Source organism: Stella humosa, from assembly GCF_006738645.1.
GTDB classification, from domain to species: Bacteria; Pseudomonadota; Alphaproteobacteria; order ATCC43930; family Allostellaceae; genus Allostella; species Allostella humosa.
The window spans coordinates 4,371,009-4,397,001 of the sequence record NZ_AP019700.1; the positions used below are offsets into that span (position 1 = coordinate 4,371,009).

General features: G+C 70.0%; 23 protein-coding genes. 8 read left to right on the plus strand and 15 right to left on the minus strand.

Features of this window, described 5'->3' with window-relative positions:
- Positions 1–27 precede the first annotated feature (27 nt).
- Positions 28–1,617, plus strand: a complete 1,590-nt coding sequence (locus tag STVA_RS20460; RefSeq protein ID WP_123691551.1) for an ABC transporter substrate-binding protein — start codon at positions 28–30, stop codon at positions 1,615–1,617.
- Positions 1,614–3,452, plus strand: a complete 1,839-nt coding sequence (locus STVA_RS20465) for an ATP-binding protein (protein WP_123691553.1) — start codon at positions 1,614–1,616, stop codon at positions 3,450–3,452. The genes STVA_RS20460 and STVA_RS20465 overlap by 4 nt, the downstream gene beginning before the upstream one ends.
- A gap of 17 nt (positions 3,453–3,469) precedes the next feature.
- Here STVA_RS20465 and STVA_RS20470 read toward each other — a convergent pair whose 3' ends face one another.
- The 8 genes from STVA_RS20470 to STVA_RS20505 all read right to left on the minus strand — a co-directional run bounded on the left by STVA_RS20470 (position 3,470) and on the right by STVA_RS20505 (position 11,310).
- Positions 3,470–4,396, minus strand: coding sequence for an SRPBCC family protein (locus STVA_RS20470; protein ID WP_123691555.1), 927 nt, complete (start codon positions 4,394–4,396; stop codon positions 3,470–3,472).
- A gap of 44 nt (positions 4,397–4,440) precedes the next feature.
- On the minus strand, positions 4,441–5,271 hold the full coding sequence (locus STVA_RS20475; protein ID WP_123691557.1) for a phosphoenolpyruvate hydrolase family protein: 831 nt from the start codon (positions 5,269–5,271) through the stop codon (positions 4,441–4,443).
- A 35-nt stretch (positions 5,272–5,306) separates the two neighbouring features.
- A complete protein-coding gene (locus STVA_RS20480; protein ID WP_123691558.1) occupies positions 5,307–6,503 on the minus strand; it encodes a Tm-1-like ATP-binding domain-containing protein in 1,197 nt (398 codons plus the stop codon).
- Positions 6,504–6,532: 29 nt separating this feature from the next.
- Positions 6,533–7,252 carry an ABC transporter ATP-binding protein gene (locus STVA_RS20485; RefSeq protein ID WP_123691560.1) on the minus strand — a complete coding sequence of 240 codons (720 nt, stop codon included), beginning with the start codon at positions 7,250–7,252 and terminating at the stop codon, positions 6,533–6,535.
- Positions 7,252–8,001, minus strand: a complete 750-nt coding sequence (locus tag STVA_RS20490; RefSeq protein ID WP_123691562.1) for an ABC transporter ATP-binding protein — start codon at positions 7,999–8,001, stop codon at positions 7,252–7,254. Before STVA_RS20490 ends, STVA_RS20485 begins: the two co-directional genes overlap by 1 nt.
- 94 nt (positions 8,002–8,095) lie before the next feature.
- Entirely contained in the window at positions 8,096–9,376 is a 1,281-nt protein-coding gene (locus STVA_RS20495; RefSeq protein WP_123691564.1) for an ABC transporter substrate-binding protein, read from the minus strand.
- 36 nt (positions 9,377–9,412) lie between these two features.
- Positions 9,413–10,432, minus strand: coding sequence for a branched-chain amino acid ABC transporter permease (locus STVA_RS20500; RefSeq protein WP_123691565.1), 1,020 nt, complete (start codon positions 10,430–10,432; stop codon positions 9,413–9,415).
- Positions 10,429–11,310 carry a branched-chain amino acid ABC transporter permease gene (locus tag STVA_RS20505; RefSeq protein WP_123691567.1) on the minus strand — a complete coding sequence of 294 codons (882 nt, stop codon included), beginning with the start codon at positions 11,308–11,310 and terminating at the stop codon, positions 10,429–10,431. Before STVA_RS20505 ends, STVA_RS20500 begins: the two co-directional genes overlap by 4 nt.
- Positions 11,311–11,461: 151 nt before the next feature.
- On the opposite strand from STVA_RS20505, the gene STVA_RS20510 reads away from it, so the two are divergent.
- Positions 11,462–12,049 carry a phosphoenolpyruvate hydrolase family protein gene (locus STVA_RS20510; protein ID WP_123691569.1) on the plus strand — a complete coding sequence of 196 codons (588 nt, stop codon included), beginning with the start codon at positions 11,462–11,464 and terminating at the stop codon, positions 12,047–12,049.
- 16 nt (positions 12,050–12,065) lie between these two features.
- Here the strand turns inward: STVA_RS20510 and STVA_RS20515 are convergent, their stop codons facing one another.
- The 7 genes from STVA_RS20515 to STVA_RS20545 form a co-directional block, all read right to left on the minus strand.
- Complete coding sequence (locus tag STVA_RS20515; protein ID WP_123691571.1) at positions 12,066–13,775, minus strand: phosphoenolpyruvate hydrolase family protein; 1,710 nt, start codon at positions 13,773–13,775, stop codon at positions 12,066–12,068.
- Positions 13,776–13,814: 39 nt separating this feature from the next.
- The gene (locus STVA_RS20520) at positions 13,815–14,825 is read right to left on the minus strand and encodes a succinylglutamate desuccinylase/aspartoacylase family protein (protein WP_123691573.1); all 1,011 of its coding nucleotides are present in this window, start codon (positions 14,823–14,825) and stop codon (positions 13,815–13,817) included.
- Between the two features lie 17 nt (positions 14,826–14,842).
- The gene (locus tag STVA_RS20525; RefSeq protein WP_123691575.1) at positions 14,843–15,826 is read right to left on the minus strand and encodes an ABC transporter ATP-binding protein; all 984 of its coding nucleotides are present in this window, start codon (positions 15,824–15,826) and stop codon (positions 14,843–14,845) included.
- Positions 15,823–16,803 carry an ABC transporter ATP-binding protein gene (locus STVA_RS20530; protein WP_123691577.1) on the minus strand — a complete coding sequence of 327 codons (981 nt, stop codon included), beginning with the start codon at positions 16,801–16,803 and terminating at the stop codon, positions 15,823–15,825. Before STVA_RS20530 ends, STVA_RS20525 begins: the two co-directional genes overlap by 4 nt.
- The gene (locus STVA_RS20535) at positions 16,796–17,671 is read right to left on the minus strand and encodes an ABC transporter permease (protein WP_123691579.1); all 876 of its coding nucleotides are present in this window, start codon (positions 17,669–17,671) and stop codon (positions 16,796–16,798) included. The genes STVA_RS20530 and STVA_RS20535 overlap by 8 nt, the downstream gene beginning before the upstream one ends.
- On the minus strand, positions 17,658–18,608 hold the full coding sequence (locus tag STVA_RS20540) for an ABC transporter permease (RefSeq protein ID WP_123691581.1): 951 nt from the start codon (positions 18,606–18,608) through the stop codon (positions 17,658–17,660). Before STVA_RS20540 ends, STVA_RS20535 begins: the two co-directional genes overlap by 14 nt.
- A gap of 74 nt (positions 18,609–18,682) precedes the next feature.
- Positions 18,683–20,236, minus strand: coding sequence for an ABC transporter substrate-binding protein (locus tag STVA_RS20545; RefSeq protein WP_123691583.1), 1,554 nt, complete (start codon positions 20,234–20,236; stop codon positions 18,683–18,685).
- Between the two features lie 103 nt (positions 20,237–20,339).
- On the opposite strand from STVA_RS20545, the gene STVA_RS20550 reads away from it, so the two are divergent.
- The 5 genes from STVA_RS20550 (at position 20,340) to carB (ending at position 25,917) form a co-directional block, all read left to right on the plus strand.
- Positions 20,340–20,705: a hypothetical protein gene (locus STVA_RS20550; protein WP_123691585.1), complete on the plus strand. Its 366-nt coding sequence runs from the start codon at positions 20,340–20,342 to the stop codon at positions 20,703–20,705.
- 74 nt (positions 20,706–20,779) lie between these two features.
- On the plus strand, positions 20,780–21,040 hold the full coding sequence (locus tag STVA_RS20555) for a BrnT family toxin (RefSeq protein WP_123691587.1): 261 nt from the start codon (positions 20,780–20,782) through the stop codon (positions 21,038–21,040).
- The gene (locus STVA_RS20560) at positions 21,012–21,329 is read left to right on the plus strand and encodes a BrnA antitoxin family protein (RefSeq protein WP_123691589.1); all 318 of its coding nucleotides are present in this window, start codon (positions 21,012–21,014) and stop codon (positions 21,327–21,329) included. The genes STVA_RS20555 and STVA_RS20560 overlap by 29 nt, the downstream gene beginning before the upstream one ends.
- A 146-nt stretch (positions 21,330–21,475) precedes the next feature.
- On the plus strand, positions 21,476–22,657 hold the full coding sequence (gene carA, locus STVA_RS20565) for a glutamine-hydrolyzing carbamoyl-phosphate synthase small subunit (RefSeq protein WP_123691591.1): 1,182 nt from the start codon (positions 21,476–21,478) through the stop codon (positions 22,655–22,657).
- A 5-nt stretch (positions 22,658–22,662) separates the two neighbouring features.
- The gene (gene carB / locus STVA_RS20570; RefSeq protein WP_123691593.1) at positions 22,663–25,917 is read left to right on the plus strand and encodes a carbamoyl-phosphate synthase large subunit; all 3,255 of its coding nucleotides are present in this window, start codon (positions 22,663–22,665) and stop codon (positions 25,915–25,917) included.
- Positions 25,918–25,993: the final 76 nt, after the last annotated feature.

A 25,993-nucleotide genomic window follows, 5' to 3' on the forward strand; every position in this document is an offset into this window, starting at 1 on the left:
GAAACCAGCAGGGGGCGGGAACAGGCCGTGTCATCGAGAGTTCGCGGCGCAGCCGCCATTGCCACAGCCGCACTGCTGCTGACGGTACCGCCGGCCGACGCCCAGCGCCTGCGCGTCGGCGTGTCGGTGGAGCACAGCTCGCTCGACCCGCATTTCCATTCGACCGGCCCCAACGCCCAGATCGCCCGCCACCTCTATGATCCGCTGGTCGGGCAGGATGCCCAGCAGCGGCTGGTGCCGGGGCTGGCGCTGTCCTGGACCATGGTCGAGCCGACGCGCTGGCTGCTGAAGCTGCGGCAGGACGTGCGCTTCCATGATGGCAAGCCGTTCGAGGCCGAGGACGCGGTGGTGTCGCTGCGCCGGGCCCTGGCCGGGGTGGAAGGCAGCCCCGGCGGCTATTCGACGTACCTCCGGGCCATCGCCAGCACGCGCGCGGTCGACGCCACGACGCTGGAGATCGTCACCGCCGGCCCGCACCCGACCCTGCCCTGGGACCTGACGGCGATCGCCATGGTGCCGCGGGCCATGCTCGCGGCCAAGGCCGACGCCTTCAATTCCGGCATGGCCGCGATCGGTACCGGCCCGTTCCGGCTGGTGTCGTGGCAAAAGGGCGAGATGCTCGAACTGGGCCGCAACAGCGCCTGGTGGGGCGATGCGGTGCCGTGGCAACGCGTGTCGGTGCGGCCGATCCCGCGCGAGGCCGCCCGGGTGGCGGCCCTGATGGCCGACGATGTCGACCTGATCGACGCAGTGCCGTCGACCGCGCTGGCCGACCTGCGCCGGCGCAGCGACATCGCGCTGGCCGAGGCCGTGACCAGCCGGGTGCTCTTCATCGGGCTGGACAGTGCCCGCGACCAGAGCCCCTTCGTGACCGACGCCGACGGCCGGCCGCTGACGCCAAACCCGCTGAAGGACCGGCGCGTGCGCCGGGCCATCTCGCTGGCCGTCGACCGCGACGCCCTGGTGCGCCAGATCATGGAAGGGGCGGCCGTGCCCGCGGCCCAGTTGCTGCCCACCACCTATGCCGGCACCAGCCAGCGACTGAAGCCCGATCGCTTCGACCCCGAGGCCGCCCGCCGACTGCTGGCCGAGGCCGGCCATGCCGGCGGCTTTACGATGGTGCTGCACGGCCCCAACGGTCGCTACCTCAACGACGACAAGGTGACGATCGCGCTGGCCGGCATGCTGCAGCGCATCGGCATCCGCACCCAGGTGGCGAGCCTGCCCGCCAGCGTCTTCAAGAGCCGGGCGAACAAGCGCGAGTTCAGCGCCTTCATGGATGGCTGGGCGACCGAGACGGGGGATACCGGGCTGGCCCTGCGCGCGCTCCTGGCCACGGCCGACCCCGCCACCGGCTGGGGCGGCTACAACCGCACCGGCTATTCCAACCCGGCCTTCGATGCGGCCCTGGCCAAGGCGCTGGTCATCGGCGACGACACCGCGCGCGGCCAGGCGCTGGCGCGGACGATGGAGATCGCCATGGAGGATGGTGGCATGCTGCCGCTCTATTTCCAGCAGGCGATCTGGGCGACCCGCGCCCGCGTCCGCTATGAGGCACGCGCCGACGAATACACGCTGGCCCATTCGGCCCGCCCGGCCGAAGGCGGCGCCCGATGAGAGCACCGAACCTCCACCGCGCGACGGCAATGACCGGCGCCAACTGGTTCGCCGACCGTTCGGTCATGCTGATGCAACTGGCCCAGCCGGGCGACCGGCCGCCGCCGCCGATGCGGCGCTGGGCGGGCGCGGTCGATATCCTCGATCGCATCCTGCCGCCGGGATTGCCGCCCGGCCGCCTGCGCGAGCCGATCGATCGCACCGACGCGGTCGAGATCCTGGCCGCCGAGATCTATCGTTGGGGCGGCTTCGAGCCGCTGCCGATCGCCCGCTCGCGGCTCAGCCGGGATTCGCGCCATATCGCGGCGATGTGGCTGGGCCATCCGCCCCTGACGCAGCACGCGCTCGATGCGGCGCGCCGGATCGTCGCGCGCGCGGTCAACCCGGCCATCGCCGATGACACCCTGGCCGACCCCGACTGGATAGCGGAACGGCGCGCGGTGCTGCTGGCCCAGCGCCACGAGAGCGAACAGTGGCTGCCGTCGTCGCGCCGCTACATCTTCGAGGCCGCGGCGCGGCGCGGCCTGCCCTGCTTGCCGCGGGGACCGACCGGCGTCATCACCCAACTGGGCGAAGGACGGCACGCGCAATATATCGACGGGTCGGCCACGGCACGGACTTCGGTGCCGTCCATGCGGCTGGCCAACAACAAGCGGCTCGCCCACCAGGTGCTGCAACGGGCGGGCGTGCCCGTCGCGCGCCAGCGCCGCATTGCCGACCTGGCGTCGGCGCGCGCCGCCCTGGCCGCGCTCGGCCTGCCGATGGTCATCAAGCCCGAGGCCGAGCGCCGGCAGGCGGGCGTCGGCTTCGTCTTCACCGCGGACGAGCTGGAACAGGTGTTCGAGGCATCCCGCGCGGTCAGCACCGAGCTGCTGGCCGAGAGCTTCCTGCACGGGATCGAGTATCGCGTGCTAGTGATGGACGGCACCATCGTCGGCATCGTCGGCGCCGAGCCGCCCAAGGTGGAGGGCGACGGCCGGTCGACCGTCCGCCAACTGATCGCCGCCATCAACGACGACCGAGCCCGCGGGCCGCGCAGCGAGGGGCACCGGCTGTCGCCCATCCCGCTCGATCCCCTGGGCGCGCGCCAGCTCGCCATGCAGGGCCTCAGCCTGGACGACGTGCCCGCCGCGGGCCGGCTGGTCGAGGTCCATCCGCTGCCGATGATGCGCTTCGGCGCCGGCTGGAAGAGCGACGACACCGACCGCATCCACCCCGACACCGCCGCCATGGTCCTGCGCGCGGTGGCCGCACTGGGCCTCGACATCGCCGGGATCGACCTGCGCACCCCCGACATCGCGCGCTCCTGGAAGGAGGTCGGCGCCGGCCTGTGCGAGGTGAACCCGCAGCCCAGCCTGAAGGTGCACTACAATTTCGAGGAGAAGCCGCAGCAGGGCGTCGCCGACCGGCTGCTCGACGCCCGCTTCCCACCGGGCAAGCCGTCCCGCCTGTCGCACTATGCCCTGGTCGGCGAAGGCGACCTGTGGCCGGCGGCCCAGGCGCTGGCCCGCGAGCTGAACGGCCGCTATGGCTGGCGCGTCGGCATCGCCGGGCCCGACCGGATCGAGCTCGACGGCTGGTATCCGCCCGCCGAGGCGCGGCGGCCCTTTGTCCGCTACGACATCCTGGCCGCCGACCGCGCGCTCGATGCCGCCATCCACATCCTGCGGCCGGCGGAGATCGAGCAGCACGGGCTGGGCTTCGACCGGCTCGACACCGCCTTTCTCGACGGCCAGCCCGACCCCGGTGATGCGGTGTGGGCGGCCGTCCTGGAAACCCTGCGCAGCGCCGGCGCCCACCTGCAACGCATCCCCAGGGCACGCGCCGTGGCGTGAGCGCGGCGCGCGGACGGCTATGCGTCCCCTGCGAAGTATCGGCTGTTCAGGGTCTCGAACGCCTTCTGATAGACGTTGGCCTCGGTGTTGGGGATCAGGATCAGGTCGTCCTGCGGGGCTGCGACCCAGTCGCCCGTCCAGACCGCGAAGGTCTCCCCCGTCTCCGTGATGGGCCACAGGCGCGGGCCGGAGACATAGTTCATCCAGGGCATCGCGCACTTCGTGATGCGATACGAGAAGGACCGCTGCAGGTCGTCCAGGTGCAGCAGTTCCTCGTTCAGGTGCCCGTCGCCGAACAGGAAGTCGCGCACGCCCGAAACCTTGTCGGACCGCGCGCCGTCCAGCATGTGCATGCGGGTGATGTCCGGGTGCCAGTCGCCCATGCCGGCGAAGTCGCGCATGCGCGCCCAGACGTCCTCGACCGCGCCGTGGATGATGGCGGACGTCCACACCTTGTTGGGCGCCCAGGCCTTCCAGCGCGGTACGCCGGCCGGCTTCGTCGGCCGGTCGCGCTCGATCTGCGCCCGGAGCGAGCGCCAGCCGGCGGCGAAGACGCCGTTGGAGACGATGTCGACATACTTGCCCTCGTCGCCGGGCGCCTCGTCGAACGTCGCCTCCCATTCGCAGAAGGTCGTGTCGTCGCGCGTCACGGGGTAGAGCCGCACCGTCGACAGGTAGTTCTTCACCGGGAAGCAGGGCTTCTCGAAATTATACGCCAGCGTGAAGCGCGCATCGTCCAGCATCAGCAGGCGCTCGCGCACATGCGTGCCGTCCGCCAGGTGGAAGGAGCGCACGCAGCCGACCACGTCGGCGTCGAGCCCGTCCTCGATCTCCGAGCGCGCGACGCCGGCGTGGAAGCGCGGCAGCCCGTTGAAATCCCGCATGTAGGGCCAGACGACCTCGATGGGCGCCTGGATGATCGCGCTGGCATAGGCCCTGGCCATGGCGTCGCTCCTTCCTGGTATAGGACGGTTCAGAACGTGGCGGTTCAGAACGTGATCGACTTGAAGGCCGTGGTCTGCGCCGTCAGGGCCGCCTCCGTCGGCAGGCGCTCCATCGAGGAGGCGCCGTAGAAGCCGTGGCAGTGCCGGGTGGCGCGCAGCACGTAGGCCGCGTCCTCCGGCGTGGCGATCGGCCCGCCGTGGCACAGCACGATGATGTCCGGGCGCACGCTGCGCGCGGCCTCGGCCCATTCGTCGATCCGCTGGGGGCAATCCTCCAGCTTGAGCGCGGTTGCGGCACCGATCGACCCGCCGGTCGTCAGCCCCATGTGCGGGACCAGGATGTCGGCGCCGGCCTTGGCCATCTCGATCGCCTCGTCGGCGCTGAAGACGTAGGGGGTCGTCAGCATGTCCTTGGCATGGGCCAAGCGGATCATGTCCACCTCCGGCCCGAAGCCCATCCCCGTCTCCTCCAGGTTGGCGCGGAAGGTGCCGTCGATCAGGCCGACGGTCGGGAAGTTCTGCACCCCGGCGAAGCCCAGCGCCTTCAGCTCGTCCAGGAAATGGTCCATCACGACGAAGGGGTCGGTGCCGTTGACGCCGGCGATGACCGGGGTGCGCTTGACCACGGGCAGCACCTCGCGCGCCATCTCCTTCACGATGTCGTTGGCGTTGCCATAGGCCAGCATGCCGGCCAGCGAGCCGCGGCCGGCCATGCGATAGCGGCCGGAATTGTAGATGACGATGAGGTCGATGCCGCCGGCCTCCTCGCACTTGGCGGACAGCCCGGTGCCGGCGCCGCCGCCGACGATCGGCTGGCGCAGCGCCACCATGGACTGGAACCGGTCGAGAAGTTCCGCGCGCGAGAATCGAGGCATGGGTCCTGTCCTGTCTCCTTGGCCGGGCAAGCGCCTCAGCCGATGATCGATCGGAATTGGGCCACGGCCTCGGCCGTGAACTTCGGGTCGTTGATGTTGGCCGCGACCTCGATCAGCTTGCGGTTGCGCGCCTTCTTCCAGCCGCTGCGGATGGCCTCGAACAGGGCCTGGTCGGAGGCGGGGTCATGGAAGGGCATGCCCGGCGCGTCGATCGCCGACACGCCGCCCAGCGGCAGCAGGAAGCGCACCGGCCCCGTCATGCGGTTCAGGCGCTCGACGATCCAGGCGCCGACGGCCCGGTTCTCCTCGGCCGTGGTCCGCATCAGCGTGACCTGGGCGTTGTGGACATAGAGATTGCGATCGGCGAACCGCGGCGGGACCGTGTCGCGCGCGCCGAAATTCACCATGTCGACCGCACCCACCGAACCGACATAGGGGATGGCACCGCGGATGATCGCGCCGAAGCGGTCCTCGGTGCAGGGGAAGACGCCGCCCACCAGGAAGTCCGGCACCTCGGTCGTCGTCAGGTCGAGGACGCCGGCCAGCAGCCCCGATTCCGCCAGCTTCTCCATCGATTGGCCGCCGGTGCCCGTCGCATGGAAGACATAGGGCTCGAAGTCGGCCGCGATCGCCGCGCGCACCTGGGTGACGCAAGCGGTGGTGACGCCGAACATCGTCAGCCCGACGCCCGGCTTGTCCTGCCGCGACGCGCGCACCCGGTTCATCGCCATGCCCGCCACGGCGTGGGCGGCATTGCCGATGATCTGGCGCGAGATCGCGTTGAGCCCGGCCACGTCGACGACCGAGTACATCATCTGGATGTCGCTGGGGCCCACATAGGCGGCGACGTTGCCCGACGCCACGGTCGAGACCATCAGCTTGGGCACGCCGATCGGCAGCGCGCGCATGGCCTGGGTCACGATCGCCGTGTTGCCCGAGCCGCCCAGTCCCAGCACCGCGCCGACGTCCCGCCGCTTGGCCAGGAAAGCGGTGAGCGCGTCGGCCATCGCGCCGACCGCCAGGCCGCGGTCGTCATGGCCCAGCACGGCCTTCACCCCGCCCGGATGGTGGCGGGCGACGGCGCGGGCCGGTACATCGGCCGCGGATGGCCCGCCGCGGGTGCCGACATCGACCAGCACCGCCCGGGCGCCGGCCTTCTCGACCATCGCCTTGGCATAGACGAGCTCGGCTTCCTTGGTGTCGCAGGTGCCGATGACATAGACCTTCGCCATGGTTCCTCCGCTTTCAGCGATGGCCAGGTTCAACGATGGCCAGGTTCAGGATGGCCGGTGGAAACGCCGAGATAGCGGCGCTGCAGATCGACATCGGCCAGCAGGTCGGCCGACGCCATGCGGGCGGCAATGCGGCCGGTGACCATGATGGCGACGGTGTCGGCGACCTCGGTCGCCACCCGCAGGTTCTGCTCGACCAGCAACAGGCCCATGCCGTCCGCCGCCAGCCCCTTCAGGACTTGGATCAGGTGGTCGACGATGACGGGCGCCAGTCCCTCGGACGGCTCGTCCATCACCACCAGCCTGGGGTCCATCAGCAGGGCGCGCGCGATCGCCAGCATCTGCTGCTCGCCGCCCGAAAGCTGCGTGCCGCCATTCCCGCGCCGTTCGGCCAGGCGGGGGAAGGTCTCGTAGACGCGCTCGATCGTCCAGGCCCCGGGCTTGCGCGGGGCGACCAGCCTCAGATGCTCGTGCACGGTGAGCGACGGAAAGGTGCGCCGGCCCTGGGGGACGAGGGCGATGCCGGCCCGGGCGATGCGGTCGGAACTCAATCTGGCGATGGAGCGGCCGGCCAGCCGGATGTCGCCTTCGGCGACGGGAACCATGCCCATCACCGCCTGGCACAGGGTCGTCTTGCCCATGCCATTGCGCCCGACCAGCGCCAGCGGCGCCGTGCCGACCGCAAGGTCGACGCCCTGGAGGATGTGGGCCTCGCCGAAGCGGACATGCAGGCCGGCGATGTCCAGCATCAGTGGCCCCCGCCCAGATAGATCGCCTGCACCACCGGGTCGGTCGCGATCCGGTCCGGCGTCGCCTCGACCACCACCTGCCCGTCCTTCATGACGGTGACGATGTCCGCGGTCGGCAGGGCAATATCCATATCGTGCTCGATCAGGATGAGCGTCAGGTCGCGCGGCAGTTCGCGCAGCAGCTCCAGCAGCTTCGGGCGGTCGCCTGGAGACAGGCCCGCCGCCGGCTCATCCAGCATCAGCACGCGCGGCTTGCCGGCCAGCGCCATGCCGACCTCCAACTGGCGGCGCTGCCCGTGCGACAGCTCGCGCACGCCGCGATGGATGCAGTCGCCCAGGCGCATGCGCTGGGCGATGGCTTCGGCCTCTGCCCGGTCGGGGTCGCCCCGGCGCGGGACCAGCATCGAGAAGCGGCCGGCCTTCACCCCGCGGACGGCCAGGAACAGGTTGTCCAACACCGTCAGCCCGTCGAACAGCAGCGACGTCTGGTAGGTGCGGCCGATGCCGAGGCGGGCGCGCCGGTGCGGCGTCAGGCGCGTGATGTCCTGGCCGAACAGCGCGATCCGGCCCTCGGTCGGCGGGAAGTCGCCGCAGATGGTGTTGAACAGCGTCGTCTTGCCGGCGCCGTTGGGCCCCAGGATGGCGCGCCGCTCGCCCGGCATCACGTCCAGGCTGACGCCCTGCACGGCCTGGAGCGCGCCGAAGCGGCGCGACACGTTTTCGATCCGGATGGCCGGGGTCAAGGTCATGAGGCCTGGATGCTGACGTCGCGATGGAAGGCGAAGGCGCGGGGGGCCGGCACGAGCGTCGCCCGTGCCGGCCCCTACTGCCCGCTTGACTGCGTCAGCCGGCGATGCAGCCGGCATTGTCGCGGGACGGCGCCCCAAGGGCGAGGAAGCGGTCCTCGGGCACGCCCAGCGTCTGGTTGACCTGCGACGCGCGGGCGAAGGCCACCGTCTGCGCCCGGCCGTCGCGCTCCTCGATGCGGTTCAGGAAGATGTCGGAGATCGCCTGCCGGTTCTTGTCGAGCGAGACCTCCGCCCCCATCGGGTTCTTGAACTTCGCCGCCGACATCGCCTTCTGGAAAGCGGCCTGGTTGCCGGACAGGTCGCCGCGGACGGCCTCCAGGCCGGCCAGGATGCCCTGCAGGTTCGTCACGTAGTTGACGCCGTGGATCGAGGGCGACTGGAAGCCGCCTTCCTTCAGCCAGCGGGCGCGATAGCGGGCGACGAAGTCGTTCCAGTTCGGGTCGTCGTTGATGTCGGCGATCGGTCCGCCGGAGACCATGCCCATCATGACCGAGCGGTGCGGCCCGCGGGCCGAGAGCATCGTGGCGTCGGCCATGATCGAGCCGCCGATGAGCGGCAGCTTGCCGCCGGCCTGGGCATACTGGGTCATGAAGGCCAGCCCGTCGGTGCCGCCATGGACGACCACCAGGGCGCCGACGCTGGAGCGGTTGATCTGGGCGATCTGGGCCGAAAAATCGGTCGTGCCGAGCGGCGCCCAGTACTGCGTCGACTTGCCGCCCGCACGGCAGAATTCGAGGTTGAACCCGAACACCTGGGCATAGGGGAAGGCATAGTCGCCGGCGACGATGGCAACCTCGGCGATGTTCATGGTCTTGCGGACATGGTTGCCCAGCCCCGCCATCCACTGCGTCCCGTCGGTGGAGAAGCGGAAGAAGTTGGGCGACGGGTTGCGCAGCGTCGTGTCCGACGCACCCGACGAGCCGTTGACGATGCTCTTGCCTGTCAGCGTGCGCGAATAGTCGCGCAGCGCAATGCCCTCGGCACCGGACAGCGGGCCCAGGATGATGTCGACATTGTCCTGCTCGATCAGCTTGCGGGCCCGGGCCAGCGCCACGTCGGCCTGGGCGTTCGAGCTTTCGCGGATGAACTCGATCTTGCGGCCGCCGGCCGTGTAGTTCAGCCGCTCGAGCTCCATCTGGACGCAGCGATAGGCGTCCTGCCCGCCGGTCGCGAACGGCCCTTCGAGCGTGGTCAGCCCGCCGATGCGGATCGGCGCATTCTGGGCGATGGCGGGGGCCTTGATGCCGGCGGCCCCCGCGAGCGCGATGCCGGCACCGCCGACGAGGGCCTGACGGCGGGTGATGCGAATGGTCATGGCATTCCTCCTCTCATTGGGCTCTTTGCATGGTCGTCACCGCCTCCGGGAGCCGGTCGGGACGGTGTTGTGGAGCAGGCCGGCAATGCGCCGCACGAGGCCGGAGAGACCGTCCGGCGAGACCAGGACGATCGCCAGGAAGACGACGCCGATCAGCGTATTGAAGCGGTTGCGGTCGTAGATCGTGGCCGCGAAGGTGTCGAAGACCGCAAAGACCAGGGCACCGACGAAGGCGCCGATGGGGTGCCACAGGCCGCCGACCACGCTGATGATGAGGATGTTGACGGTGGCCCCCAGGCCGATCGAGCCGGGCGAGATGCCGATGTTGTAGAAGGTGGCAAGCACGCCGCCGCAGCCGGCCACGAACCCCGCCACGGCGAAGCTGGCGATGCGGTGCAAGGCCACGTCGTATCCCAGCGCCGCCACCCGCCGCGGGTTGTCGCGGATGCCCTGGAGCACCAGCCCGAAGGGCGAGCGCACGAGGTACAGCACGAAGGCATAGAGCAGCGCCGCCGTCCCCAGCGCCGAGTAGTAGAAGACGTAGGTGTTGCGGAACGGCAGCCCGAACATCTCGGGCCCGACGACGTTGCGGATGCCCTCGTAGCCGTTGAACCAGGTGATATTGGTCTCGATGAATCGGAACACGCCCATGGCCAGCGCCAGCGTGATCATCAGCAGGTAGATGTCGCGGGTGCGCACCGCGATCGCGCCCACGAGCGCGCCAGACACCGTGGCGGCGGCGAGCCCCAGCGCGATCGCGGCGGGATAGCCGAAGCCGCCGACGATCGTCGGCACCGCCCCCTGGACGAAGATGGCGACCGTGTAGCCGGCGATGCCCGCCACCGTCATCTGCGCCAGCGAGACGAAGCCGCCATAGGTGGCCAGGAACGTCAGCGACATGGCGACGATGCCGAAGACCAGCGCGCGGCCCAGGATGTTGGCCGTCCAGAACTGCGCCTGGTTCACGGGCAGGACGGCCAGCAGCAGCGCCGGCGCCAGCACCAGAAGTGCAAGGGCCGCGACCGACCCGATGATGGCAGGCGCCGGGCGGCTCACGGCAGGGCCCTGCCCATCAGCCCCTGCGGGCGCAGCGCCAGGACCACCACCATGATCACGAAGGTGAGGACGACCGAGTATGTCGGGAACAGCGCCTGGCCCACCTGCTCGGCCAGGCCGATCAGGATGGCGCCGACCGCGGTGCCCACGATCGACCCCATGCCGCCGACGATGACGACGACCAGCGAGATCAGCAGAAAGCGCCCATCCATGCCCTGGGCCAGCGGCTGCGCGGTGGAGCCGACGACGCCCGCCAGCCCGGCCAGCCCGGCACCCAGCGCGAAGACGGCCAGCGCCACCACCGGCACCCGGATGCCGCAGGCCGCCAGCATCTGACGATCGTCGACGCCGGCGCGGATCATCAGGCCAAGCCGGGTGCGGTTGAGGAGCAGCCACAGCCCGATGCCGACGGCCAGCGCGATGCCGATCTGGACCAGCCGGAAGGTCGGGTAGCGGCCGACGCCGGGAACCCAGCTGGAGCCGAAGATCGCATCTGGCGCGAAGAACTGTCGCGGGTTGCCGCCGAAATGCGCCAGGAGTTGGTCGGCCACGATGATCGACAGGCCGATCGTCACCAGCGCCTGGCGCAGCTCCTGCCCCTGCATCCAGCCCAGGAAGACCTGCTGCATGACGAGGCCGGCCACGGCGGCGAAGACGACGCCGGCCAGCAGGCCGGCATACCAGGCGTACCAGAGGTCACGGTCGTACAGCGGCTCGAAGACGGCGTATCCGACATAGCCGGCGACCAGATAAAGCGCCCCATGCGCCATGTTCACGGTCCGCATGAGGCCGAAGATCAAGGAGAAGCCGGAGGCGACGATGAAATAGAGCGCCGCCAACGTCAGCCCGTTCAGCACGACCGTAAGCGCGAGCTCCATGATCCCTGGCGTTTCCCCTGCATGGAACCTTGCGGCTCCATTCCCATCCATCCGCCATCTGTCGCAGCGGTGTGTTCGATGGGCGGGATTAGGTATCGATCGGCCCCGCCTGTCCAGTAGCCGCCGGGCGGGTTATGGGTAAGAATGGGTAATGACCGACCTGACCTTGACCCTGTGCACCCGCTTGCCGGCACCGGCGTCAGCAGCGGGCGACCGGCCGCTTTTCGTGCCGGCGCTGGATCGGTTCCCCCCACGGCTGCGCGCGTTGATGGGGCTTCTGCCCGTCTGCGACATCAACGGCGGTCTGCTGGCGGCCCTGGCCGGGCAGCGCGCCCCGCATCCCGAACCCGTCGTGGCCGGCCTGTTCGCGGCCGATCCCTTTCTCGACGCGCGCGAGCTTGCGGCCGCGCTGCGCCGCGCCGGCATCCTGGCCGTCGCCAACTACCCGACGCTGCAGTTGCTGGACGGCACCACGGCCGAGGGGCTGGCCGCCGTCGGCTACCATGCCCAGTCGGAGTTCGCGCGCCTGCAGGCACTGGCCGAAGACGGCTTCGAGGCCCTGGCCTACGTCACCTCCGTGCAGGCCGCCGAGGCGGCCATCGCCTGCGGCCTGGCCAGCCTCGTCATCCATCCCGAGCAAGGCGGCGGCCCTGCCCGCGCGGTCGCCGGCCGCATCGCGGCCACCGCCGGACGGGCGGGTGCGCGCATCCTGCACCACACGCCCATCGCCAGCGACTGACCCCCGGCCGGGGCCGTCAGCCGACCAGGCCGTGGCGCTTCATCCTGTTGTAGAGCGTCTTGCGCGACAGGCCGAGCGCCTGGGCGGTCTCGTTGCGGCGGAAGCGGTGGCGGGCCAGCGCCTCCATGATCCAGGCCCGCTCGTCGGCCGGCCCATCCGTGCCGGGCGGCGTGCCGGCGGGGGCGATCAGCGCATCGACGATCGCCGCGTCGATGATGCCCTCGGGTGCCAGCGCGGTGGCGCGCGCCAGGACGCCGGCCAGTTCGCGCACGTTGCCGGGCCAGCCATGGCGAATGAACTCGCGCATGCCGTCGGCCGAGATGCGGGGGGCGGCCTGGTCGCGGCGCCGCTTCTGCGAGGCGAGGATCGCCCGCGCCAGCAGCGGCACATCCTCCAGCCGGCTGCGCAGGGCCGGCACCTCCACCACATGGGCCGCCAGCCGGCCGGCGAAGCCCCCCGCTCGCGCATCGGCGCGCGCGGTCGTCAGGATCAGGCGGGCATGCTGCGGGCGCTGCGGCTGCGGCAGGAAGCGGTCGAAGATGCCCCGCTCGATCCAGTCGAGCAGGCGGGCGATGGTGTCCGGGGCCAGCCGCTCGATGTTCTCCAGCACCAGGTGGGCGTCCGGGGTCTGCATCAGCCCCGGCCCGTCCCGGCCGAACAGCTTGGCGTCGATGTCGGCGTCGCCCGCATCCAGCACGATGAACGGCCCGACGCTGCGGCTCGCCACATGGATGGCGCGGGCGACCGTCGTCTTGCCCGTCCCGGCCTCGCCCGTGATGCAGACGGCAAGCTGCGTGCGGGCCAGCTTGGCCACCTGGTCGACCAGGGCCGCCATCGCATCCGACTGGCCGATCAGCCCGGCAATGCCGCCGATCCGCGATCGTTCGCGGCTGGCATCGTCGGCTTCGGTGCGCAGGATGCTGGCCGCCTTGAAGGCGGACGTCGCCTGCATCACCGACATTTCCAGCGGCAACCGGTCCAGCGTCGAGCCGCCGATATAGCCGTCGGCCAGCGACGCATCGCAGACGGCGACCGCGTCCTTGGGCTGGACGATCGGGCCGCCCTCGACGAAGCACAGGCAGCCGGGATCGGCCCGCTTCGCCAGCGCCACCATGCGGCGCGCGTGGTCGGTCGCCGCCGCCAGGTTCATGGCGCCGCCGATGCCCATGGTGCCGCCGGCGTTCCAGCCGAAATTGATGCAGAGCATGTCGACGCCGGCATCCAGCAGGCGCTCCACCTCGGGCTTGCTGCGGGCATAGCCGATGGTGGCGAGCCCGCGCTCGCCCGCCCGCGTCAGCAGCGCCACCTCGCGCGCGAGGCCAAGCCCGGCATCCTCCAGCGCGGCGCGCACCCAGCCGTCGAGATGGATCGAAGTGGGGAAGTTGGCGATGCCGCTATAGCCGGCCTCGGCGATCCGATCGACCAGGGCGTCGATGTCGAGCGTCGGGTCCATGACGCACGCGCCGAACAAGACCGGCACGGAGACCCGGCCCAGGATCTCGTGCCGGGCGAAGTCGTCGGTGAAGCGGTTGGCCTCGCGGATCGGCAGAAGCGCGGCGTTCGAGGCCGCCCCCATCACCCGGAGCCGCCCGGCGTTCAGCACCAGCAGGAAGTCCGCCCCCCCCTGCACCGCGGCCCGGGCCGTCATGCCGAGCCCGATCGCCGCCCCGACCAGGATCTCGCCCGGCCGCGCCGGCTTCAGCGGCAGTGGCCGCTGCCCCGCCACCGCGCCGGCCCCGCCCTGCCTACATCCGTCCGGGTCTGCCTACATCGCCAGGTCGGCGCCGAGGTGGAACAGGCAGTCGCCGCGTTCGCTGCGACCGGGCACGCGCTTGCACAGCACCAGGCCAGCAGCCGCGAAGCGGGCCATCGTCGGCTCGCGCCACGGCGTGTCCTGGAAGTGGATGAGGCCGGCCGGGTCACCCGCCTGGACCTCCTGCCCCAGTTCCGCCAGCGGCTCGAACAGGCCGGCATCGGGCGCATAGACGTAGTGGGCGCCGGCCTTCACCTCGAGCAGGCGGGTCGGCGGGTCGGCCGGCGGCGGGGCGGTGCCCGTGAGCGAGCCGATATGGTGGAGCACGCGGCGCACCCCCTCCTCGGCCACCTTCAGGCAGGCGGGCGTCACCTGACCGCCGCCGCCCAGTTCCGAGCTCAGATGCATGACGCCCTGGCGGGCGGCGGCCGCCGTCAGCGTCCGGTCCTCGGTGCCGGTCGCACTGCCGACATAGGCGCAGGGCGCGCCGAACACCCGCAGCAGCTCGATCGTGCGGCGGTTGCGCTCCGCGTCCGGGCTGAGGCGGGCCAGCCCGCTCGGCACGTACATGAGCGAGCTGCCGCCGGAATGCAGGTCGACCACATAGTCGCACTGCGGCAGCATGACGTTCTCGATCCAGTAGGCGATCTGCTGCGTCACCGTGCCGTCGGCATCCCCCGGGAACATCCGGTTGAGGTTGCCGTCGTCGATCGGCGAGGTGCGGCTGCCGGCGAACGCGGCCGGAAAGTTCGCCGCCGTCAGGAAGACGATGCGGCCCTTCACCTGGTCCGGCTGGATCGCGCGCAGCAGCTTCATCAGGGCGACCTGGCCCTCATACTCGTCGCCATGGTTGCCCGCCATCAGCAGCACCCGCGGCCCCTCGCCGTTCTTCACGCAGGCGATCGGGATGGGCAGCCAGCCATAGGCGGAGCGATGCACCGAATGGGGCAGGCGCAGGAAGCCGGTGTGCTTGCCGTCGCGCTCGAAATCGACTTCGGAGGAAAGGCGGCTGGGGCGGGCCATGGGAATGTCCTCTGGGATCAGGCGGTGACGAGATGGCAGGCGACGCGGTGGCCACCGGCCACCTCCCGCAGGGCCGGCGGCTCGGCGCGGCAGCGGTCGACGGCAAAGGGGCAGCGCGTGTGGAAATGGCAGCCAGCGGGCGGGTTGGCCGGGCTCGGGATCTCGCCCGCCAGCACCACCGGCTCCTTGCGGGCGAGCGGGTTGGGTACGGGCACGGCCGCCAGCAATGCCTGGGTGTAGGGGTGGCGCGGGGTGGCGTAGAGCTGGCCCTTGCTCGCCGTCTCGACGATGCGGCCCAGATACATGACCGCCACCCGGTCGGCCACATGCTTCACCACCCCCAGGTCGTGGGCGATGAAGAGGTAGGCCAGCCCGAACTCGCGCTGCAGGTCTTCCAGCAGGTTGATGATCTGGGCCTGGATCGAGACGTCCAGCGCCGACACCGGCTCGTCGCAGACGATGAGGCGCGGCCGCAGCGCCAGGGCGCGCGCGATACCCAGCCGCTGCCGCTGCCCGCCCGAGAATTCGTGCGGGTAGCGCTGGGCATGGGCCTGCGGCAGGCCGACCAATCCCAGAAGCTCGGCCACCCGCGCCCGGCGCGACCGGCGGTCGCCGACGCCATGGATGACCAGCGGCTCGGCCAGGAGCTGGGCCACCGTCATGCGCGGGTCGAGCGAGCCGTAGGGGTCCTGGAAGATGATCTGCATCTCCCGCCGGTGCGGGCGCAGTTCCTCCACGCCCAGCGTCGTCAGCTCGCGGCCGGCGAACCGCACCGAACCCGCGGTGGGCTCGATCAGGCGCAGCACCATGCGGCCGGTCGTGGTCTTGCCGCAGCCGGACTCGCCGACCAGGGCCAGGGTCTCGCCTTCGGCCACGGAGAAGTCGACGCCGTCGACGGCCCGCACCGCGCCCACCTGGCGGCGCCGGATGAGGCCGCGGGTGATGGGGAAGTGCTTCTTGAGGCCGGTGACCTCCAGCAGCGGGGTGGCGGCCGCGGTCATGCGAGGGCTCCCGGCAGCGCGAAGCAGGCGGCATGGTGGCCGGGCTCGACGGTTATGGGATCGGGCTGGCGCTCGCGGCACACCGCCATCGCCTGCGGGCAGCGCGGGTGGAAGCGGCAGCCGGGCGGCATCTCGGCCAGGGTCGGCACCATGCCGGGGATGGTCGGCAGCCGGTCGCGATCATGGTCGAGCGAGGGGATGCTTTCCAGCAGCAGGCGGGTGTAGGGGTGGCTCGGCCGGCCGAACACCTGCTCGACCGTGCCCTCCTCGGCGATGCGGCCGCCATACATCACCACCACCCGGTCGACCATCTGGGCGACGACGCCGAGGTCGTGGGTGATGAGGATGACCGCCATCCCCATCTCGCGCTGCAATTCACGCAGAAGGGCCAGGATCTGCGCCTGGATGGTGACGTCGAGCGCCGTCGTCGGCTCGTCGGCAATCAGCAGGCTGGGCCGGCAGGCGAGCGCGGCTGCGATCATCACCCGCTGGCGCATGCCGCCCGACAGCTCGTGTGGGTATTGCCGCATCCGCCGCTCCGCATCGGCGATGCCGACCCGGCGCAGCAGGGACAACGCGCGCGCCGATGCCTCGGCCCGGCCCAGCTTCTCGTGCACGCGCAGGGCCTCTGCCACCTGCTCGCCCACGGTGAAGACCGGGTTCAAGGCACTCATCGGCTCCTGGAAGATCATGCCGATGCGGGCACCCCGCACCCGTTCCATCTCGCCCTCGGAGATCGTCGCCAGGTCGCGCCCCTCGAAGCGGACACGGCCCGACGCGATGCGGCCGGGCGGGCTCGGCACAAGGCGCAACAGGGCCAGCGCGGTCAGGCTCTTGCCCGAGCCGGATTCGCCGACGATGCCCAGCGTCTCCCCGGCCGCGACCTGGAAGCTGACGCCGTCGACCGCCACCTGCTCGCGCGGGCCGCGACCGAAGGCGACGCGCAGGTCCTCCACCGACAGCAAAGGCTCAGTCATGCTGCACCCGCAGCCGGGGGTCGAGCACGTCACGCAGGCCGTCGCCCAGGATGTTGAGGCCGAGCGCGGTCAACATCACCGCCAGCCCCGGGAACAGCGCCAGCAGGGGCGCCTCGCGCAGGTAGTCCTTGCCCTCGGCGATCATGTTGCCCCAGGTCGGGGTGGGCGGCGGCGGGCCGACGCCGAGGAAACTCAGGATCGATTCCGCCAGCACCGCATAGGCGAAGATGAAGGTGAGCTGGACGATCAAGGGGGCCAAGCTGTTGGGCAAAACGTGTCGCAGGATGATCCAGCGGTGCCGCGCGCCGAAGGCCAGGGCGGCCTGCACATACTCCATCTCGCGCACCACCAGCACGGTGGAGCGCACGATGCGGGCCGTGCGCGGCGTATAGACGACGGCCAGCGCGATCACCGCGTTGATGGCCGACGGCCCCAGGGCGGCGGCAATCGCGATTGCCAGCAGGATCGCCGGAAAGGCCATGAGCGCGTCCATCACCCGCATCAACGGCTCGTCGAGCCGGCGGAAGTAGCCCGCGACCAGGCCGATGAAGGTGCCGGCGATACCCGTCATCACGACGACGGCAAAGCCGATGCCTAGCGACAGGCGGGCGCCGTGCACCAGCCGGCTCCACAGGTCGCGGCCAAAATTGTCGGTGCCGAGCGGGAACTGCCAGCTCGGGTTCTGGAAGCGGAAGCGGTAGTGCATGCGCTCGGGCGCGGCGGCCTGGATCAGGTCGGCGAAGACCGCCATCAGCAGCATCAGCCCGAACAGGATGGAGCCGGTCAGGAACAGGCGATGGCGCAGCAGCCGGCGCAGCAGGCTGGGTCCCGCCGGCGCGGCGGGGGCGGCGGCGTCAGCGACGGTCATAGGTCACCCGCGGGTCGAGCGCGGCATAGAGCAGGTCGACGACGAGATTGAGGAGCACCAGCGTCGCCGCCGTCACCAGCAGCCCGCCCTGGATCACCGGATAGTCGCGGCTGAAGATGGCGGTCGCCAGCAGCCGGCCCATGCCGGGAATGGAATAGACCGTCTCGATCACGACCGAGCCCGACAGCAGCAGGCCGAAGGAGATGCCGATCACGGTGACGACCGGGATCATCACGTTCTTCAGCGCATGCTTGCCCACCACCATGCGCCGCGGCAGGCCCTTCGCCCGCGCGGTGCGGACATAGTCGTTGCGCAGCACCTCCAGCATCGTCGCCCGGGTGATGCGCGCGAGCAGGCCGATCTGCAACAGCGCCAGAGAGATCGACGGCAGCACCAGGCTGCGCGCCCACTGCACCGGATCGTCGGCGAACGGCACGTAGCCGCCGGTCGGAAACCATTCGACGATGACGCCGAACAGCACGATCAGCATCAGGCTGAGCCAGAAGTTCGGCACCGACACCCCGACCAGCGCCAGCGTCAGGACAAGCTGATCAACCCAACTGTTCGGGCGCAGTGCGGCCAGCACGCCGGCCGGCACGCCGATCAGCACGGTCAGCAGCAGCGCCACGCCCGACAGCGCCAGCGTCACCGGCACCCGCTCCAGGATCGCCTGGCCGACGCTGCGGTTCAGCATCAGCGAATGGCCGAGATCGCCGCGGGCCAGCCCGACATACCATTCGGCCAGCCGCACGGGGAACGACCGGTCGAGCCCGAGCTGGGCGCGGACCTGGGCCACCTCGGCATCGGACGCCCCCTGGCCGGCGATGACGGCCGCCGGGTCGCCCGGCACGAGTTGCATGATCGAGGCCGCGATCAGTGTGACGATCAGCAGGACCGGGATCGCCGCCAGCAGGCGGCGGAGGATGAACTCACCCATTCGACGACGGCATGGCCCCGGCCGTCAGCCGGGGCCATGCCCTCCTTTCCGTGATGCTACGCGCGGGGGGTGCCCTAGTTCTCGATCGACACGTTCCAGAAGCGCGGGATGCGATAGGGGCTGTAGCCCTTCACATTGGCGCGCGTCGCCTGCTTGCGCTGGAAGTCGCCGAACTTCAGGAAATGCACCTGGTCGTAGACGCGTGCCTGGAACTGGCCAAAGGACGCCTTGCGCGCCTCCATCGTCTCGCCGGCGATCATGTCGGCGAACAGCTTGTCCAGCGTCGGGTCGGCCACGAACTGGTTGAGCTGCGGCGAGACCACGTCCTTGAGCGCGGTGAAGGGGCCGACCGAGGGGCCTGTGCCCTGGCCGGTGAACCACAGGTTCCAGCCATCCTTGTTGTTGCGCCGGGCCATCGCGGTCGCCCAGTCGAACACGTCGATCCGCACCTTCATGCCGATCGCCTTCAACTGCTCGGCCACCACCTGGGCCGCCTTGTACATGCTCTGGTAGCTGGAGTTCGTGATGATGACGAACTCCTCGCCCTTGTAGCCGGCCTCCTTCAGCAGGGCCTGGGCCTTCTTCGGGTCGTTGACGTTGTAGAGTTCCTTGCCGTTGTCGACGTAGTAGGGGTTGCCAGGATATTGCAGCCCCGCCTGCAGCGCGTAGGCGCCGTCGCTGGAGATATCCATGATCGCCTCCATGTCGAGGGCGATCTGCATGGCGCGGCGGATCTTCAGGTTGTCGGTCGGCACGCGGGCGTGGTTGACCCAGGCGGCGTGCAGCCACCAGTTCTTCAGGTCGTAGAGGACGATGTCCTTGCGCGTGGCCAGCCGCTTGGCGGATTCGGTCGGGATGTCCTCGACGATGTGGAGCTGGCCGGATTCCAGGCCGGCGACGCGAGTGCCCGGCTCCTTCACCAGGCGGATGTCGACCATGTCGACCAGCACTTCCTTGCGGCCGGCGAAGCCGTCGGTGCCCTTGTAGCGTTCGTCCGGCTTGTAGCCGTCGAACTTCTTCAGCTTCAGGTGGCTGTCGGCGATCCATTCCACGAACTGGAACGGGCCGGTGCCGATGATATCGATCTTGCCGCCGTCGCGGTCGCCCTGCTCGGCCGGCAGGATGGCGATCGGCGAGACGAAGGCGCTGATCTCCTCCAGGAAGACGGGCACCTTCTGCTTCAGGCGGATGACGAAGGTGCTGGCGTCCGGCGTCTCGAAGGCATCGACCGGGGCCAGCGTCACCTTGGGCAGCGCCATGCGCTTGTAGCGCTCGAACGACGCCTTGACGTCGGCCGACGTCATCTCCTTGCCGTTGTGGAACTTCACGCCCTTCCGCAAGGTGAAGGTGTAGGTCAGGCCGTCCGCGCTGACCGTGTAGTCCTCGGCCAGTTCCTTGATCAGGCCGTTGTTCTCGTCGCGCGTCAGCAGCGTCTCGAAGATGTTCATGGCGACGTTGCGGGTCGACACGGAGGTCGAGAAATAGGGGTCCAGCGTCGGCGGCGGCGCCTCCTGGGCAAAGACGATCGTGCCGCCGCGCTTCTGCGCCGCGACCGGTGCCGCCGCCAGCGCCAGGACGGCAAGTGCCGCCGCGGCCGACGTGGCGATGCGGCCGATTCCTCGATTCATGATGACCCTCCCCCGGGAGACTTCTTGCAGGCGGGAAAGCCGAAGGTTGCGGGCACCCGTCGGACCTTGTCAACTTTGTGTCGCAGAAAAGGATGGACCGCCCATGATCCGCGCATTCGCCGTCGCACTGACCCTGCTGGCCCTGCTACCGGCCGCGGCCCACGCCGCCGGCCCGTTCCAGCCGGTCGGCCTGTGGCGGTTCTTCCACACCGACGGCAAGCCGTTCCTCGCCCGGCTGATGCCCGACCAGTCGGCCACCACCGACTTCGGCCAGGGCGAGGTCGGCATCTGGCGCTGGGAGGGCCAGCGCGTGCGCGTCTACTACACGTCGGGCTGGGACGACGTGCTCTACCAGAAGGACGGCGTCTTCCACAAAGCCGGCTGGGCGCCGGGTGCCGACCATTGCGGCCCGCCATCGAACGATGCCGTGGCGGAGCATGTGTCGGATGACCCCGCCGCGAAGCCGTGAGCAGGCCGCCGGACCAGGTCCTGTTCTCAGGCGCGTTGCGACGGAGGGGTTGTTATTGTAAGTACATTAATTAGATGAAGATCACGTTTGACCCGACCAAACGCGATGCGGCTCTTGCAGACCGGGGCCTCGATTTCGCGGACGCGGGGATGGTGTTTGCCGGCACGACCTTGGACTGGGTAGATGGCCGGTTCGACTACGGGGAGCAGCGGACAATCACCGTCGGAATGCTGCGTGGGCGAATGGTCGTCGTGGTCTGGACTCAAAGGGCGGACGCTCGCCATATCATTTCCATGAGGAGGGCCAATGACCGGGAGCAAGCGAAATATCGGTAGCGACTTGGCGAAGGTCGACGCCCACGTCATCACGGCAGAAGAATATGAAGAAATACCGGAACTGCCGGACCAGTTCTTCGCTGAAGCCGTTGAGCATCGGGCCGGCAAGCCGGTGAAACGAGGGCGGCCGCCCTCTGCCTCGCCGAAGGAACTGGTACATATCCGGTTGTCGCGCCAGGTGGTGGATGCATTTCGGGCCGGCGGGCCGGGCTGGCAGACCCGGATCAACGACACGCTTGAGGCGGCGGTTCGCCGAGAGAAAGAGGGCGCCGGATCGTCCTCGCCTTGACGCCGCCGGGCCGTTTCTCTAAGTACCGGCCGGTTCCCACGCCATCGCCGACGCTCCCATCCGGCGGAACCAGATCACCCCGGCGCCTTGGACCTGCATCCAAGGGGCCGTATTCGCGCGCCTGCTAGCCTGAAGGAGCCCGCCCGATGCCGCCGACGGCCCCACCCGTCCCCAGCACCCTGCCCCCGCCCGGCGCCACCGCCGTCCTGGTCCTGGCAGACGGGAGTGTCTTCTGGGGCCGAGGGTTGGGAGCATCGCGCCGCACGGTGGGCGAGGTCTGCTTCAACACCTCTATGACCGGGTATCAGGAGATCCTGACCGACCCGTCCTATGCCGGGCAGATCATCACCTTCACCTTCCCGCATATCGGCAATGTCGGCACCAATCCCGAGGACATCGAGACGGTCGTGCCGGCCGCCCGCGGCCTGGTGCTGCGCGCCGACGTGACCGAGCCGTCGAACTGGCGCGCCACCCGCCACCTCGACGCCTGGCTGAAGCAGCACGAGCTGCCCGGCATCAGCGGCATCGACACCCGCCGCGTCACCCGGCGCATCCGCGACCTGGGGCCGCCGACCGGCGTGCTGGCGCACGACCCCGACGGCCGCTTCGACATCCCGGCCCTGGTCGAGGAAGCGCGCGCCTGGCCCGGCCTGGAGGGCATGGACCTGGCGATCGACGTCACCTGCCGCCAGACCTATCAGTGGGACGAGACGCGCTACGTATTCGGCGAAGGCTACGGCCGGCAGGAGAACCCGCGCCACCACGTCGTCGCCATCGACTATGGCGCCAAGCGCAACATCCTGCGCTCGCTCGCCTCCCAGGGCTGCCGCGTCACCGTGGTGCCGGCGACGGCGACGGCCGAGGACGTGATGCGCCACCAGCCGGACGGCGTCTTCCTGTCGAACGGCCCGGGCGACCCGGCGGCGACCGGCGCCTATGCCGTGCCGACCCTGAAGACGCTGATCGACACCGGCCTGCCGATCTTCGGCATCTGCCTTGGCCACCAGATGCTGGCCCTGGCGCTGGGCGGCGAGACGCGCAAGATGGAGATCGGCCATCGCGGCGCCAACCACCCCGTCAAGGCGCTGGACAGCGGCCGGGTCGAGATCACCAGCCAGAACCACGGCTTCTGCGTCGTCTCCGAAACCCTGCCCGAGGGCGTCGAGGTCAGCCACGTGTCGCTGTTTGACGGCACCAACCAGGGCATCCGGGTAAAGGATCGGCCGATCTTCTCGGTCCAGTACCACCCCGAAGCGTCCCCCGGGCCGCAGGACAGCCAATACCTCTTCCAGCGGTTCGTCCGCATGATGGACGAGAAGCGCGGATAATCCAGATGCCCAAGCGCACCGACATCCAGTCCATCCTCATCATCGGCGCCGGCCCGATCGTCATCGGCCAGGCGTGCGAGTTCGATTACTCCGGCGCGCAGGCCTGCAAGGCCCTGCGCCAGGAGGGGTATCGGATCATCCTGGTCAACTCCAACCCGGCGACGATCATGACCGATCCCGGGCTGGCCGACGCCACCTACATCGAGCCGATCACGCCGGCCATGGTCGCCAAGATCATCGCCCGCGAGCGCCCCGATGCCCTGCTGCCCACCATGGGCGGGCAGACCGCGCTGAACACGGCACTCGCCCTGGCCGACGACGGCACGCTCGAGAAGTACGGGGTGGAGCTGATCGGCGCCCGGCGCGAGGCGATCGCCAAGGCCGAGGACCGGCTGCTCTTCCGCCAGGCGATGGACAAGATCGGCCTCGAATCCCCCAAGAGCCGGCTCGCCCGGTCGTTGGACGAAGCCTTCGCCGGGCTGGAGGAAGTGGGGCTGCCCGCGATCATCCGCCCGTCCTTCACGCTGGGCGGCAGCGGCGGCGGCATCGCCTACAACCGCGAGGAGTTCGCCGAGATCGTGCGCGGCGGCCTGCGCGCGTCCCCCGTCGGGGAACTCCTGATCGAGGAATCCGTCCTCGGCTGGAAGGAGTTCGAGATGGAGGTCGTGCGCGACAGCGCCGACAACTGCATCATCATCTGCTCCATCGAGAACATCGACCCGATGGGCATCCATACCGGCGACAGCATCACGGTGGCCCCGGCCCTGACGCTGACCGACAAGGAATACCAGCGCATGCGGGACGCCTCGATCGCGGTCCTGCGCGAGATCGGCGTCGACACCGGCGGCTCCAACGTGCAGTTCGCGGTCAACCCGGCCGACGGCCGCCTGGTCATCATCGAGATGAACCCGCGCGTGTCGCGCTCCTCGGCGCTGGCGTCCAAGGCGACCGGCTTCCCGATCGCCAAGATCGCGGCCAAGCTGGCGGTCGGCTACACGCTGGACGAGCTCGACAACGACATCACCAAGGTGACGCCGGCCTCGTTCGAGCCGACCATCGACTATGTCGTGACCAAGATCCCCCGCTTCACCTTCGAGAAGTTCCCCGGCACCGAGCCCCTGCTCACCACGTCGATGAAGTCGGTCGGCGAGGCCATGGCGATCGGCCGCTCGTTCGAGGAATCGATGCAGAAGGCGCTGCGGTCGCTGGAGACCGGCCTGTCCGGCTTCGACCCCATCGTCATCCCCGGTTTGACCGGAGGCGCTGGCGACCGCGACGTGCTGCGCGCCGCACTAGGCCGGCCGACGCCCGACCGCATCCTGGTGGTGGCCGAGGCCCTGCGCCGCGGACTGCCGGTGGCCGACGTCCACGCCGCCTGCAAGATCGATCCCTGGTTCCTGGAGCGCATCCTCTCGATCGTCCAGGCCGAGCACGCCGTCCAGGCCGACGGCCTGCCCGACGACGCGCAGGGCATCGCCAGGCTGAAGCGCATGGGCTTCTCCGACACCCGGCTCGGCGTGCTGGCCGGCACCGACGAGGCCTCCGTGGCCGAGCGCCGGCGGGCGCTGGGGGTGCAGCCGGTCTTCAAGCGCATCGACACCTGCGCGGCCGAGTTCCCGTCCGCCACGCCCTACATGTACTCGACCTACGAGGGCGACGGCTTCACCCCGGCCGAGTGCGAGTCCGAGCCGACCGAGCGGCGCAAGGTGGTGATCCTGGGGGGTGGCCCGAACCGCATCGGCCAGGGCATCGAATTCGACTATTGCTGCGTCCATGCCGCCTACGCGCTCCGCGAGGCCGGCATCGAGACGATCATGGTCAACTGCAACCCCGAGACCGTCTCGACCGACTACGACACGTCCGACCGGCTCTATTTCGAGCCGCTGACGGCCGAGGACGTGACCGAACTGGTGCGCGTCGAACAAAGCCGCGGCGAGGTCATGGGCGTGATCGTGCAGTTCGGCGGCCAGACGCCGCTGAAGCTGGCGGCCGCCCTGGAAGCGGCCAGCATCCCGATCCTCGGCACCTCGCCCGACGCCATCGACCTGGCCGAGGACCGCAAGCGCTTCCAGGTGCTGTTGCAGGAGCTGGGCCTGCGCCAGCCCGAGAACGGCACCGCCACCTCCGAGGCCGAGGCGATCGCGGTGGCCGAGCGCATCGGCTACCCCGTCGTCATCCGCCCGTCCTACGTGCTGGGCGGGCGGGCGATGGAGATCGTCCACGACGTGACGCAGCTCCAGCGCTACATGGGCAATGCGGTGCGGGTGTCGGGCACGAGCCCCGTCCTCATCGACTCCTACCTCAACGACGCGATCGAGGTGGATGTCGACGCGGTGGCCGACCGCGACACCGTCTTCATCGCCGGCATCATGGAGCATATCGAGGAAGCGGGCATCCATTCGGGCGACTCCGCCTGCTCACTGCCGCCCTACTCCCTGCCCGCCGACGTGGTCGACGACATCGGCCGCCAGACCGCCGCCATGGCCAAGGCGCTGGGCGTCGTCGGGCTGATGAACGTGCAGTTCGCCGTCCAGGGCCGCGATGTCTTCGTGCTGGAGGTCAATCCGCGCGCCAGCCGCACGGTGCCCTTCGTCGCCAAGGCGACGGGCGTCGCCATCGCCAAGATCGCCGCCCGCGTCATGGCCGGCGAAAGCCTGGCCAGCCTGAAGCCCGCCCCCACCCACTATGCCCATGTCGCGGTGAAGGAGGCGGTGTTCCCCTTCGCCCGCTTCCCCGGCGTCGACACCCTGCTGGGGCCCGAGATGAAGTCCACCGGCGAGGTCATGGGCCTCGACATGGATTTCGGCCGCGCCTTCGCCAAGTCGCAGCTCGGCAGCGGCACGAACCTGCCCCTGTCCGGCACGGTCTTCGTGTCGGTGCGCGACCGCGACAAGCCGGCCCTGGTGGCGCCGGTGCGCCGCCTGGTCGAACTGGGCTTCCGCATCATCGCCACCCGTGGCACCGCCGCCCTGCTGCAGAGCGAGGGCATCGCGGTCGAGAGCGTGAACAAGGTGCTGGAGGGCCGGCCCCACATCGTCGACGCCATGCTGTCGGGCGAGGTCCAGCTCGTCATCAACACGACGGACGGTGCCCAGGCGATCGCCGACAGCTTCAGCCTGCGGCGCACGGCCGTCACCACGGGGGTGCCCTATTACACCACCATGGCGGGCGCGCGCGCCGCCGTCGCGGCCATCGTGGCGCTCGAAGCGGGCGCACTTGAAGTCGCGCCGCTGCAAGCATACCTTCAGGGTTCTTTCTAGGACGCCCGGCCGGAAACGGCCGGGCGGCCCCGTTTCTTGTGCCCCCCTTTCATCAGGGACGGCACACGTAATCCGT

Coding starts and splice junctions, on each gene's coding strand:
- STVA_RS20495 (WP_123691564.1), bottom strand. CDS start 9,376: ATGACCATTCGCATCACCCGCCGTCAGGCCCTCGTCGGCGGTGCCGGC.
- carA (WP_123691591.1), top strand. CDS start 21,476: ATGCCGCCGACGGCCCCACCCGTCCCCAGCACCCTGCCCCCGCCCGGC.
- STVA_RS20555 (WP_123691587.1), top strand. CDS start 20,780: ATGAAGATCACGTTTGACCCGACCAAACGCGATGCGGCTCTTGCAGAC.
- STVA_RS20530 (WP_123691577.1), bottom strand. CDS start 16,803: ATGACTGAGCCTTTGCTGTCGGTGGAGGACCTGCGCGTCGCCTTCGGT.
- STVA_RS20525 (WP_123691575.1), bottom strand. CDS start 15,826: ATGACCGCGGCCGCCACCCCGCTGCTGGAGGTCACCGGCCTCAAGAAG.
- STVA_RS20470 (WP_123691555.1), bottom strand. CDS start 4,396: ATGGCCAGGGCCTATGCCAGCGCGATCATCCAGGCGCCCATCGAGGTC.
- STVA_RS20550 (WP_123691585.1), top strand. CDS start 20,340: ATGATCCGCGCATTCGCCGTCGCACTGACCCTGCTGGCCCTGCTACCG.
- STVA_RS20485 (WP_123691560.1), bottom strand. CDS start 7,252: ATGCTGGACATCGCCGGCCTGCATGTCCGCTTCGGCGAGGCCCACATC.
- STVA_RS20465 (WP_123691553.1), top strand. CDS start 1,614: ATGAGAGCACCGAACCTCCACCGCGCGACGGCAATGACCGGCGCCAAC.
- STVA_RS20535 (WP_123691579.1), bottom strand. CDS start 17,671: ATGACCGTCGCTGACGCCGCCGCCCCCGCCGCGCCGGCGGGACCCAGC.
- carB (WP_123691593.1), top strand. CDS start 22,663: ATGCCCAAGCGCACCGACATCCAGTCCATCCTCATCATCGGCGCCGGC.
- STVA_RS20490 (WP_123691562.1), bottom strand. CDS start 8,001: ATGACCTTGACCCCGGCCATCCGGATCGAAAACGTGTCGCGCCGCTTC.
- STVA_RS20480 (WP_123691558.1), bottom strand. CDS start 6,503: ATGGCGAAGGTCTATGTCATCGGCACCTGCGACACCAAGGAAGCCGAG.
- STVA_RS20505 (WP_123691567.1), bottom strand. CDS start 11,310: ATGGAGCTCGCGCTTACGGTCGTGCTGAACGGGCTGACGTTGGCGGCG.
- STVA_RS20545 (WP_123691583.1), bottom strand. CDS start 20,236: ATGAATCGAGGAATCGGCCGCATCGCCACGTCGGCCGCGGCGGCACTT.
- STVA_RS20475 (WP_123691557.1), bottom strand. CDS start 5,271: ATGCCTCGATTCTCGCGCGCGGAACTTCTCGACCGGTTCCAGTCCATG.
- STVA_RS20510 (WP_123691569.1), top strand. CDS start 11,462: ATGACCGACCTGACCTTGACCCTGTGCACCCGCTTGCCGGCACCGGCG.
- STVA_RS20560 (WP_123691589.1), top strand. CDS start 21,012: ATGACCGGGAGCAAGCGAAATATCGGTAGCGACTTGGCGAAGGTCGAC.
- STVA_RS20520 (WP_123691573.1), bottom strand. CDS start 14,825: ATGGCCCGCCCCAGCCGCCTTTCCTCCGAAGTCGATTTCGAGCGCGAC.
- STVA_RS20540 (WP_123691581.1), bottom strand. CDS start 18,608: ATGGGTGAGTTCATCCTCCGCCGCCTGCTGGCGGCGATCCCGGTCCTG.